The 11,793-nt window shown below is 66.5% G+C and carries 11 protein-coding genes; 3 read left to right on the top strand and 8 right to left on the bottom strand.

From position 1 onward, the window contains the following. The first annotated feature begins 157 nt into the window (after nucleotides 1-157). Nucleotides 158-769: a hypothetical protein gene (locus JNN06_RS17540; protein ID WP_291240882.1), complete on the top strand. Its 612-nt coding sequence runs from the start codon at nucleotides 158-160 to the stop codon at nucleotides 767-769. A gap of 52 nt (nucleotides 770-821) precedes the next feature. Here the strand turns inward: JNN06_RS17540 and iolG are convergent, their stop codons facing one another. The 8 genes from iolG to JNN06_RS17500 all read right to left on the bottom strand — a co-directional run bounded on the left by iolG (nucleotide 822) and on the right by JNN06_RS17500 (nucleotide 9,864). Then, on the bottom strand, nucleotides 822-1,823 hold the full coding sequence (gene iolG / locus JNN06_RS17535; RefSeq protein ID WP_291240881.1) for an inositol 2-dehydrogenase: 1,002 nt from the start codon (nucleotides 1,821-1,823) through the stop codon (nucleotides 822-824). An 18-nt stretch (nucleotides 1,824-1,841) separates the two neighbouring features. Beyond that, entirely contained in the window at nucleotides 1,842-2,624 is a 783-nt protein-coding gene (locus JNN06_RS17530; protein WP_291240880.1) for an SDR family oxidoreductase, read from the bottom strand. After that, nucleotides 2,617-3,384 (bottom strand): ATP-binding cassette domain-containing protein, encoded by a 768-nt coding sequence (locus JNN06_RS17525; protein WP_366813041.1) that lies wholly within the window; start codon nucleotides 3,382-3,384, stop codon nucleotides 2,617-2,619. Before JNN06_RS17525 ends, JNN06_RS17530 begins: the two co-directional genes overlap by 8 nt. Further along, the gene (locus JNN06_RS17520) at nucleotides 3,384-4,457 is read right to left on the bottom strand and encodes an ABC transporter permease (RefSeq protein ID WP_291240878.1); all 1,074 of its coding nucleotides are present in this window, start codon (nucleotides 4,455-4,457) and stop codon (nucleotides 3,384-3,386) included. Before JNN06_RS17520 ends, JNN06_RS17525 begins: the two co-directional genes overlap by 1 nt. A gap of 137 nt (nucleotides 4,458-4,594) precedes the next feature. Continuing rightward, the gene (locus JNN06_RS17515; RefSeq protein ID WP_291240877.1) at nucleotides 4,595-5,533 is read right to left on the bottom strand and encodes a sugar ABC transporter substrate-binding protein; all 939 of its coding nucleotides are present in this window, start codon (nucleotides 5,531-5,533) and stop codon (nucleotides 4,595-4,597) included. A gap of 85 nt (nucleotides 5,534-5,618) precedes the next feature. Then, nucleotides 5,619-6,425, bottom strand: a complete 807-nt coding sequence (locus JNN06_RS17510; protein ID WP_291240876.1) for a TIM barrel protein — start codon at nucleotides 6,423-6,425, stop codon at nucleotides 5,619-5,621. Nucleotides 6,426-6,670: 245 nt separating this feature from the next. Next, nucleotides 6,671-9,181 carry an FtsX-like permease family protein gene (locus JNN06_RS17505; RefSeq protein WP_291240875.1) on the bottom strand — a complete coding sequence of 837 codons (2,511 nt, stop codon included), beginning with the start codon at nucleotides 9,179-9,181 and terminating at the stop codon, nucleotides 6,671-6,673. Beyond that, a complete protein-coding gene (locus tag JNN06_RS17500; RefSeq protein WP_291240874.1) occupies nucleotides 9,178-9,864 on the bottom strand; it encodes an ATP-binding cassette domain-containing protein in 687 nt (228 codons plus the stop codon). Before JNN06_RS17500 ends, JNN06_RS17505 begins: the two co-directional genes overlap by 4 nt. Nucleotides 9,865-9,982: 118 nt before the next feature. On the opposite strand from JNN06_RS17500, the gene JNN06_RS17495 reads away from it, so the two are divergent. Together JNN06_RS17495 and JNN06_RS17490 are read left to right on the top strand one after the other, a co-directional pair. Continuing rightward, nucleotides 9,983-10,546, top strand: a complete 564-nt coding sequence (locus tag JNN06_RS17495; protein WP_366813037.1) for an arylesterase — start codon at nucleotides 9,983-9,985, stop codon at nucleotides 10,544-10,546. A 207-nt stretch (nucleotides 10,547-10,753) separates the two neighbouring features. Beyond that, nucleotides 10,754-11,793 (top strand): FAD-binding oxidoreductase (locus JNN06_RS17490; RefSeq protein WP_291240872.1); only part of this gene is annotated, 1,040 nt, incomplete at its 3' end.

Raw genomic sequence — 11,793 nt, 5'->3', positions numbered from 1 at the left:
CAGCCGTTCAAAGATCGCGCGCATGGGGGCCTCCGTCACATGAAGGCAGCTATAACGGGCGGGCGGGCGGGCCGGAAGGCCGGATCGCCAAAGCCGGGCTTCGGGCTTTCCTTTCCGCGCCGCGCCTGCCAATTTGGCGCGAAACCCGGAGACCGTGATGCGCCCGAGATTGCCGACCTGCCTGCTGGCCTGCCTGTTTGCCCTGCCCGCCCATGCCGAAACGCCCCCCCAAGCTCCGGGCCCGGTGGAGCGGCTGGTGCTGGCCTATCGGCTGGCGGCGGCGGGGATGGATCAGCGCGACGGGCTGGCGCAGATCACGGCGGCGCGGCTGGCCGGGGCCACCACGCTGCAAGCGCTGGACCTGAAACCCGAGGTGGAGGGCAAGGGCAAGGCAGAGGCCACGCCCCTGCCCGATGCGGCGGCGCTCCTCGCGCAGGCGCAAAAGGCGGTGGAGGCCGACGAGACGCTGGGCATCCTGCTGGCGGGCAGCGAGGCCAGTCTGGCGCAACTGCCCAAGGCCTCGCTGCGGGGGCAGGCGGGCGCGCTGGCGCCCGGCCAGACCCATCGTTACCGCCTGCCGGTGGATGGCGGCGCGGCGGTGGAGCTGGGCGTGATCGCTTCGGGCGTGGTGCTGCTGGAAGTGGCAACGGAAAGCGGCATCCTGTGCAAGGGGGCCGAGCTGTGCCGGGTGACCCTGCCGGAAAGCGGTTATCTGGCGGTGACGCTGACCAGTGCGGAGGGCGCCGGCTATCAGCTTTTGACCAATTGAAAGGGCCGCGCGGTTGCCCGCGCGGCCCATCCCTGACCCGAGGAGGAGGGGATCAGAGAACTTCGCTCACCAGCACGGTGCGCTTTTCGGCCACCGATTTCACGGCGGCATCAGCCAGCGCCAGCGCGATCAGCCCATCCTCGCCCGAGGGCGAGGCCGAGCCCTTGCCACCGCAGGCCGCGATGAAGGCGGCGATTTCGGCGGCATAGGCCTCGGTATAGCGGGTCATGAAGAAATCATGCAGCGGCGGGCGGGTATATCCCTTGGCATTGGCGACCTCGATGGAGACCGGGCGCTGGTTCTCGGCCGAGGCCATGCCTTCGGAGCCATGCACCTCGATGCGCTGATCATAGCCATAGGTGGCGCGGCGCGAGTTCGAGATCATCGCCTGCTTGCCGCTGGCGGTTTTCAGCATGACCTGCACGCTGTCAAAATCGCCCGCCTCGCCAATCGCCGGATCGACCAGCACGGCGGCGGTGGCGACAACCTCGGTGACCTCCTCGCCCAGCAGGAAGCGCGCCATGTCGAAATCATGGATCGTCATGTCGCGGAAAATCCCGCCCGAGCGCTTGATGTAATCGACCGGCGGGGCGCCGGGATCGCGCGAGGTGATCACGATCATCTCCACATCGCCAATGGCGCCCGCGTCGATCTGGCCGCGCACGGCGGCGAAATGCGGGTCGAAACGGCGGTTGAAGCCCACCATCAGCGTGCCCTTATGGGCGCGCACCACCTCGAGGCATTGCTTCACGCGGGCCAGCGACAGGTCGATGGGCTTTTCGCAGAACACGGCCTTGCCCGCCTTCACGAAGCGCTCGATCAGGTCGGCATGGGTATCGGTCGGGGTGCAGATCACCACGGCGTCAATGTCCTTGGCGGTCTCGATCGCCTCGATGGTGCGCACGTCGCAGCCATAGTGATCGGCAATCGCCTGCGCCGCCGCCGGGAAGGCATCGGCCACGGCCACCAGTTGCGCATTGGCATCGCCCGTCACGGCCCTGGCATGCACCTTGCCGATACGACCCGCGCCCAGAAGCCCGAATTTGACAGTCATTTCATCCTCTTGGAGTTGTCACTCCGGGTAGGCCCCGGAAATTGTCTGATCGAAATCCACCAGCGCGCCGGTCATGACGCCCGAAGACGCCGACAGCATGAAGCTGGCAAGCTCTGCCACATGGGCCGGTTTCACCAGCATGCCCATGGGCTGTTTCGCCTCGGCCTTTTGCAGCCAGTCATCCCCGGCGCCATGGTATTTGCGCTGGATCATGTCTTCGCCCGGCGTGTCCATCCAGCCGCAATTGATGCCATTCACCCGGATCTTGTGATGGCGCAGCGTATGGGCGGCGTTCTTGGTGATATTGGCCAGCGCCGCCTTGGAGGCCGAATAGGGCGCGAGGAAGGTCTGGCCGCAATGGATGACCATGGACAGGATGTTCACCGCCTGCGCCGGATGGCCGTTTTCGATGGCCAGCTGCGCAAAGCGTTGCAGCGCAAAGAAGGCGCCGCGCGTGTTCACCGCAAAGATATGGTCAAAGCGGTCGGGCGTGGTGTCGAGGATCGAGCCACGATCCGTCGCCGCCGCCGAATTGACCAGCGCGGTCACGCGGCCAAAGCGGCTGGCGGTGCGGTCGATCAGGGCGATGGCCTCCTCGGTCACACCCATATCGGCGGGCAGAAAGCGCACATCGGCCCCGGTCTGGCGCAGCTGCGCGGCGGCATCCTCGCCGCGCAAGACCTCGCGCCCGGAGATCACCATCTGGCGGCAACCGTCGGCGATCAGGCGTTCGGCGATGGCAAGGCCCAGGCCCTGCGTGCCGCCCGCGATGACGGCCACGGTTGCGCCATGGTCAGGCATTGGCGGGCTCGCCCCCTTTGACACCGGTGATATAGGACACGATGTCATTGCCATCGGTCTCGTCCTTGTTCAGGCTGGCGACGATGCGCCCGCGCCGGAACACCACGATCCGGTCCACCAGATCGAAGACCTGCCGTAGGTTGTGGCTGATCAGGATCATCGGGATGTCCCGCTCTTTCAGGCCGCGAATGATGTTTTCCACCTGCGCGGTTTCCTGCACGCCAAGCGCGGCGGTGGGTTCGTCCATGATCACCAGCTTGGACGCAAAGGCCGCCGTCCGCGCGATGGAAACGCATTGCCGCTGCCCGCCCGACATGTTGCGGATCGGGTTGTCGACATTGGGGATTTTCACCGCCGTGGTTTTCAGCGCCTCCAGCGTGCGGTCGCGCATCGCCTTGCGGTCGAGGATCGAGAACGGCCCCATGCGGAACTTGTAAAGCTCGCGCCCCAGGAACAGGTTGGAGGGCACGTCCAGGTCATCGGCCAGCGCAAGCGTCTGGAACACGGTCTCGATACCTGCCTCGCGGGCCTCCAGCGGGCCTGCGAAATCCACCTCTTGCCCGTCAAAGAACACATGGCCCGCGCTGCGCTGCTCCACCGCCGTCACCTGACGCACGAAGGTGGATTTGCCGGCGCCATTGTCGCCCACCACGGCAACGTGTTCGCCCTTGCGGAGGATGAAATTCGCGTCTTCCAGCGCGTGAACCCCGCCATAGCGTTTGCTCAGACCGCGCGTTTCCAGAATGATGTCGCTCATGATTACCCCCGTGCCCGGCCTTTTTGGCGCCATTGGTCCAGAACTACAGCCGCCACGATGATCACGCCCTTCACCATTTCCTGATAATAGGCGTCCAGCTTCAGGAAGGTGAAGCCCGAGATGATGACGCCGAAGATCAGCGCGCCCAGAACCGTGCCGATGATCGAGCCGCGCCCGCCTTGCAGGCTGATGCCGCCGATGACCGCCATGGCGATGGCGTCAAGTTCATACATCACGCCCATGCCCGCCTGTGCGGTCAGGTTCTTGGAGGACAGCACCACCGCCGCCAGCGCCGACAGAAGCCCCGCGATCACATAGATCAGCACCTTCATCTTTTCGACATTGATGCCCGACATGCGCATGGCCTGCTCGTTCGAGCCGATGCCGTAGCAATGCTTGCCATAGCGGGTATAGGTCAGGATCAGGTGGAACAGCACCGCGAGGCTGACAAAGATGATGACCGGCATCATGCCCTTGCCGATGGTGGCATAAGAGTCGGTCGGGAAAGAGATCGGGTTGCCCTTGGACCACCATTTCGCAATGCCGCGCGCCGTCACCATCATGCCCAGCGTGGCGATGAAGGGCGGGATGCGGGTATAGGCCACCAGCGCGCCGTTGATGAAGCCCGCGACGGCCCCACAGGCCAGACCCACCGCCACCGGCACCAGCACCGGCAGGTCGACCCAGCCTTGCGCGGCGAAGATCGCCTTGGGGTTGGGGTTGCCATTCACCATGGCGACCTGGGCAAAGCTCATGGCGATCATCGCCGTGGCGCCCACGATCGAGCCGGAGCTGAGGTCGATGCCGCCCGAGATGATCACCTGCGTCACGCCAAGCGCGATGATGCCGGTGATCGAGACTTGCAGGATGATGATCTGCAACCGCTGATGGTTGAACAGCGTGTCGACAGTGTCGCGGGTGTTGAACAGGAAGCTGTCGCCCATGAAGATGCGACCGACCAGTTCAAAGATCAGGATGATCCCGACCAGCGCGAAAAACACGTTCCATTCCGGCGCGCGCGCCTTCTTGCTCGGGTCGTATTTCAGACCCCCGAGCCCATGCGTCGTGGTGGACATGGCTCTCCCCTCCCCCGCGGTATGTCATTGGAAATCATTGCCTTGCACCCCCGTGCGCAGCAAGATGAAAAGGGGCGACCCAATCACGCCACCCCGGTTGGGCAGGGGCCGTCACAGCCCCCGCCCGGTCTGGCAGATCAGTTCTTGCTCAGGAAATCGCCGATATTGGCCGGGGTCACCAGCTGGAACGGGATATAGACCTTCTGGTCCACGGCCTCGCCCTTCGACAGCTTGATGGCCGCATCCAGCGCACCGGCGCCCTGACCGGCGGCATCCTGGAACACGGTCACATCCAGATCGCCCGCCTGCATCGCAGCCAGCGCGTCCTGGGTGGCGTCGATCCCGGCGACCACAACGGTATCCATGCCGATATTGGCGGCTTTCATCGCCTGAATGGCCCCGATGGCGCTTTCGTCATTATTGGCGATGACGCCATCGAAAGCCGCGCCGGAGGACAGCCAGTTGGTCATCAGGCTCTGCGCCTGATCGCGCGACCAGTTCGAGGTCTGCTCGTCGACGATATTCACCTTCACGCCGCAATCCGGGCCGCCGATGACATCATGGATGTCCTTCGTGCGCATCACGGCGGCCTGGTTCGACAGCTCGCCCATGATCACATAGATATTCGCCTCGGTCTTGCCCGCTTCCTTGAACAGGCGGCAGACTTCCTTGGTTTGCAGCGTCCCCGAATCCATCTCGTTCGAGGCGACGAAGGCCTGGTTGTCGGGCAGGGTGTCCACGTTCACCGGCTCGCGGTTCACATAGACCAGCGGGATGTTCGCGGCAGCGGCGGCATCCGACATGGCCTGCGTGGCCGAGGTATCGACCGGGTTCACGATGATCGCCGAGACGCCCGAGGCGATGAAGTTGTTGATCTGGTCCAGCTGCTTGGCCACGTCGTTCTGCGCATCCTCGATTTGCAGCTCGACGCCCAGTTCCTTGCCCTTGGCATCCAGGCCATTGCGCAGGACGGTCAGAAAGTTGTCGTCGAACAGCGCCATCGACACGCCGATCCCATCGGCCATGGCAGTGGTGCCCATCAGCGAGACGACGCCCGCAAGAATGATCTTTTTCATTGTCTTTCCTCCACTACGGGCGTCCGGCGCGCCCGTTTCTCCCTGCCGGACCGCCCCTTCCCCGGGGGCGGGCATTCTCCGAAAGTCAGGCGCTGACGCCGCTTTCGATGAATTCCATCGAGGCCTTCAGCGCCGGGCCCGCATCCGCCAGCGCATGCACGGCGGGCGAGAAGGGCTCATAGCTGATCGGGCCGGTATAGCCGCCCGCGCGCAGGGCGCGGATCTGCGCCACATTGCCCAGCACGTCATCGGCATCCACCAGCACGCGATGCGCATCGCGCATGTCGTCCAGATAGATCGCATCCTTGACGCCCGAGACATGGACGATGCCGGTCAGCTCCGGGTAGATCGGGCCAAAGCCTGCCAGCGCGTGATGGAAGGTGTCATGCACCATGAAACAGGTGCCAACCCCGCCCACCGCGTCAATCGCCTGCACCAGCACATCCTTGTAGCGCAGCGAGCAGACCGCAAAGCCCAGCGGCTCCACCATCGCCTTCAGCCCGTGGGCCTTCAGCATCGGCAGGATTTCCCGCAGGGCCTGGGTGGTCACGCTCAGGCTCTCGGCGCGGTCGGTCGCCACGCCATCGTTGCGCGGAATGAGAGAGATCGCCTCGGCCCCCGCCGCGACAGCCACTTTCATCAGCGCCTCGGCCTCTGCCGCCTTGGCATCGGACCAGTCGTTGAACATCTTCACCTCGGCCAGCGCCAGAAAGCGCAGGCCCGCGGCCTTGACCGCCGCGCCGACCGTTGCCGGATCTTCGCCGCCGAACAGCGGCCCCGGCAGGTCATTGCGATACTCCACCCCCACACAGCCAAGGCCTGCGGCCAGATCGGCAAAGGCGCGCCAATCCAAGCCCGGCGTCGTCATGTGGTTCAGTGCGAAAGGCAACATCGTGTGATTCCCCCCCGATGGCCCCCGCCATCGCGTTAATAGAATTGATATTCCATTATGGAGGTAAAGCAACTGAAAATTCTATCAAGCAGCCGCATAGATTCGTCAAAAACCGTCAAACTGGGGCGGTTTGCCGCAGCCAACCCGCCCTGTCGCGCAAGGCCATCCAAAATTTTGGAATTTTCGTTCCAACTGCAAGGCCCCTGCCCGGCCCGCCGCTGCATGCGACGGGCCGGGGAAAGGGGTCAGTCCTGCTGGCGCAGCACCCGCGCCGGGCGCACCGACAGCGGGCGCAGCAGAAACAGCGCCTGCGCGATCAAGGTGGCCAGCACGCCGCCGCTGACGATCAGCAGGGCCGAGACCGGCTCGAACTGATAATCCGCCTCCATCACCAGCACCATGACCGCCCAGCCCGAGGCAATGCCGACAAGGATCGCCACCAGCCCCGCCGCCGCGCCCATCAGCCCCGCCCGCAGCAGGAACCCGGCCAGAATGCGGGCGCGGCTGGCGCCCAGCACCTTCAACACGGCGGATTCGTAAACCCGCGCCGGCTCGCCTGCCGCCGCCGCACCGATCAGCACGACAAAGCCGGTCGCCAGCACCGCCGCCGCCGCCCAGGCCGTCGCGGTGGCGATGGTATCCAGCGCTTCGGTCGCGCGGGCGATGGCGTCGCGCACCCGGATCGCGGTGATATTGGGCCAGGTGCCTGCCAGATCGCGCAGGATACCGGCCTCCTCCGCCTCGCTTGCATAGATCGTGGCAATATGGCTATGCGGCGCGCCTTGCAGGGCGGCGGCGTTCAGCACCATCACAAACCCCATTCCGCCGGTGGCGAAATCCACCTCGCGCAGCGAGGTGATGCGGGCGGTGATGTCGCGCCCCAGCACATTCACCGTCAGCCGGTCGCCCAGTTTGAGACCGATCTCCTCGGCCTCCTCGGCGGAGAAACTGACCTGCGGTTCGCCCTGATAGCCCTCGGGCCACCATTCCCCCGCCACCACCTCGGTGCCCGCAGGCAGCGCATCGGCATAGGAAATGCCACGGTCGCCGCGCACCACCCAATGATCGCCCGCGATCTCGGCGGCGGGGCGGTCATTGATCCGGGCCAGCACCCCGCGCAACATCGGCGCACTGTCCACCCGCGTGATGGCGGGATCGGATTGCACCTTTTGCAGGAAGGGCGCGATCTGGTCGGGCTGGATGTCGACAAAGAAATAGGCCGGGGCGCGGGTCGGCAGGTCGCGGTCAATGGCGGCGCGCAGGTTGGAATCGATCTGGCCAATCGCCGCCAGCACCGAAAGGCCAAGGCCCAGCGACAGCACGACCGAGACCGTCTCGCCCCGCTCTGCCGCCACGGCGCCAAGCGCCGCGCGCAGCGTCACCCGCCCGCGCATCCGCCGCGCCGCCAGCCGGGCCAGGCGCCGAAGCCCGAGCGCCGCCAGCGCCAGCAGGCCAAGCGCCCCGGCCACGCCGCCCACCGTGCCAAGCGCCAGCATCATATTGCCCGAAAGTGCCACTGCGCCACCAACCAGCAGCGCCGCAAGGCCAACCAGCATCGCCAGCCGCAAGGGGCGCGGCCAGGCAAAGCCCCCCGCCCCGCGATAAAGCGCCGCCGCCCGCAGCCGCTCCACCCGCGCCAAGGGCCAAAGCGCAAACAGCGCAGCCGAGGTCAGGCCATAGAAGGCCGCCTCCAGCATCGGCGCCGGATAGACGCTGAACGCCACCGGAATCGGCAGGCTGCCCGCCAGCAGCGGCCCCACCACCAGCGGCACCAGGGCGCCAAGCGCCAGCCCCATCGCCACGCCCAGCAGGGCCAGAACACCAATTTGCAGGAAATACAGCCGGAAGATCAGCCCGCTTTCGGCCCCCAGGACCTTCAGCGTGGCCATCACCGGCACCTTGCGCTCCAACCATGCCCGCACGGCGGAACTGACGCCCACGCCGCCGACGGCAAGGCCCGCAAGACCCACCAGCACCAGAAAATCGCCCATCCGATCCACAAAGCGATCCACGCCCGGCGCGGCACGGCGGCTGTCACGCCAACGCATCCCCTTGCCTTCAAAGCTGGTCTCGGCCCGCGTCTCCAGCGCGTCCAGATCGGTGCCGAGCGGCAGATCAAGCCGGTATTCGGTTTCAAACAGCGATCCGGGCACGATCAGCCCGGATTGCGCCAGATCGCGCGTATACACAATGGTCGGCGGGCCAAGGCCAAAGCCGCCGCCGGTGCTGTCGGGCTGGCGCAGCAGCACGGCGCCGATATGAAACTCCTGCGTGCCAAGGCGCATCACATCGCCGGGCGCCAGACCCATGCGATCCAGCAGCACCCGGTCGACCACCGCACCGGGCCGCCCGTCTTGCGCGGCCAAGGCCTGTGCCAGCGGTTGCGGCGGGTCCAGCTCCACCACGCCCTCCAGCGGGTAAAGGTCGTCAACCGCCTCCACCTGCGTCAGCCCGCGCTCCTCACCCGCCACCAGCATGGAGCGGAACTCGACCACCTCCGACACCCGGGTCGCGACCTCGGCCATGAAGGCGCGCTCGGCCTCATCGGCGAAACGATAGGTGAACTGCGCCTGCGCATCGCCGCCCAGCAGAACGGCGCCCTGATCGGCCAGCCCGCCCTGAATGGCCGACCGCACCTGCCCCACGGCGGCAATCGCCGCCACGCCAAGCGCCAGACAGGCCAGAAAAATGCGAAAGCCATGAATGCCGCCGCGCAGCTCGCGCCGCGCCAGCCGCGCCGCCAGAGACCAGCTCATGCCGCCACCCGCGCGGGGTCCAGCCGCCCGTCAACCAGCCGCACCACCCGGTCGCAGCGCGCGGCGAGGTCGGGCGCATGGGTCACCAGAACCAGCGTGGCGCCATGGCGGTCACGCAGGCCAAACAACATCTCCATGATGGCGGCGCCATTGCTGCCATCCAGATTGCCGGTCGGCTCATCGGCCAGAAGGATCGCCGGGCGCGGCGCGGCGGCGCGGGCCAGCGCCACGCGTTGTTGCTCGCCCCCCGACATCTGCGCCGGGTAATGGTCCAGCCGATGCCCCAGCCCCACGGCGCGCAGTTCGGCCTCGGCCCGGTCAAAGGCATCGCGGGCGCCCGCCAATTCCAGCGGCACGGCCACATTTTCCAGCGCGGTCATGGTGGGGATCAGGTGGAAACTTTGAAACACCACCCCCATATGGGCCCGACGAAACCGCGCGAGAGCATCCTCATCCATCGCGCCCAGATCCTGCCCAAGCGCCGAAACCCGGCCCGAACTGGCCCGCTCCAACCCGCCCATCAGCATCAGCGCCGAAGATTTGCCCGACCCGGAGGGGCCAATCAGCCCCACCGTCTCGCCGCGATCAACGCTGAGTGAGATGCCCTTGAGAATCTCGACCGGCCCCGCATTTCCCGCCAAAGTCAGGCCTGCGGCCTCCAACACCAGAATCGGATCCTTCATGCGCCTCTGCCCCTGCCTTTTGTCTGAGTTGCGATATGGGGCGCGCCGCGCCCTTGGCAAAGCCTTCATACCGCTGATTTTCCCGATTTCCGTCGCCATCTCGCCCGCTTACGCAGACGTGACCGAAATCGTGGCCCTCGGCGACAGCCTGACCGCCGGCTATGGCCTGGCCGAGGGCGAAGGCTTCGTGCCGCAATTGCAAGCCTGGCTGGAGGCGAACGGCGTGGCGGCCAAGGTGGTGAATGCGGGCGTGTCGGGCGATACCTCGGCGGGCGGCCTGTCGCGGCTGGACTGGTCGCTGACGCCCGAAACCGATGCGCTGATCGTCGCCCTGGGCGGCAATGACCTGCTGCGCGGGCTGGACCCGGCAACCACACGAGCAAACCTCGACCAGATCCTCGCCAAGGCCAAGGCGCGCGGGCTGAAAGTGCTGCTGATCGGCCTGCCCGGCCCGGCCAATTTCGGCCCGGACTGGAAGACCGAGTTTGACGCGATCTTCCCCGATCTTGCCGCCCGATACGGCACTGCCCTCGCGCCCAATTTCCTCGCAGGCCTGGGCGGGCCAGACCCGGCCAGCCTGCAAACGCTGATGCAGGCCGACCAGATCCACCCCAATGCCGAAGGGGTGAAAAAGATCGTCGCCAATATCGGCCCGCAGGTTCAGGCCCTGCTGTCGGAATGAAGGAAGGGGGCTGTCTGCCCCCTCTTGAGCCTGCGGCTCAATTCACCCCCGAGGATATTTTTCGACAGAAAAAGAGGGGCCTCGGGCTTTTTCTGTCTGGAAATATCCTCAGGGGGTGAGGGCCAAAGGCCCGAGGGGGCGCGAGCGCCCCCTTTCATCCTTCGCAGAAGGATGGCAGCAAGGGCGGGCCAAGCGCTGGAGGCCGCCGTGACGCATCCCATTCTGCCTGAACTCATTGCCCTTCTGGGTGCCGCGCAGGTGCTGACCGGGGCCGACCGGGCGCCCTATCTGCCGGATTGGACCGGGCATTACACCAGCGACCCGCTGGCGGTGCTGCGCCCTGCCGATACGGCGCAGGTGGCGGCGGTGATGCGGCTGGCGGCGGCGCATGGTCTGGCCGTGGTGCCCGCCTCGGGGCGCACCGGGTTGGTGGGCGGGCTTTACACCCAAGGCGGGCTGATGCTGTCGCTGGAACGGCTGAACCGGATCGAGGCGATCAACCCCGCCACCCGCACCGCCATTGTCGGGGCCGGGGTGATCCTGTCGCGGCTGCATGAGGCCGCCGAGGATCACGGGCTTTACTTCCCGCTGTGGTTTGGCGCGCGCGGCTCGGCGATGATCGGCGGGGTCTTGTCGACCAATGCGGGTGGCTCCAACGTTTTGCGCTATGGCTCCACCCGCGCGCTCTGTCTGGGGCTGGAGGTGGTTCTGGCCGATGGCCGGGTGCTGGACCTGATGAGCGCCCTGCACAAGGACAATTCGGGCTATGACCTGAAACAGCTTTTCATCGGCGCCGAGGGCACCTTGGGTGTGATCACACGGGCGGTGATGAAGCTGGTGCCGGCCCCTCGCGCCCATGCCACCGCCACGCTGGCCGCACGCTCGCTGCCCGAGGCGCTGGTGGTGCTGAACCGGCTGCAGGAGGCGACCGGCGGGCTGGTGGAGGCCTTTGAATACATGCCCGCCAGCTATATGCGCCGCCTGTCGGAGGCCCGGCCCGATGTGCCCGAGCCCTTCACCCCCCGCGCCGAGGTGGCCATTCTGGTGGAACTGGGCGCCACGGCGCCGCGCGATTGCACGCCCGGCCCGGATGGCGCGCTGCCGCTGACCGGCGTGCTGGAGGTGGCGCTGGCCGGGCTGATGGAGGCGGGCCTTGTGCTGGATGCGCAGGTGGCGCAATCCGACACGCAGCGCCGCGCCATGTGGCACCGGCGCGAGCTGGCCGCCGAGATCACCTTTGCACGCCG

The sequence above is a fragment of the Gemmobacter sp. genome, from assembly GCF_016792925.1.
Classification (GTDB): domain Bacteria; phylum Pseudomonadota; class Alphaproteobacteria; order Rhodobacterales; family Rhodobacteraceae; genus Gemmobacter.
This window is presented reverse-complemented; position numbering and strand designations above follow the sequence as displayed.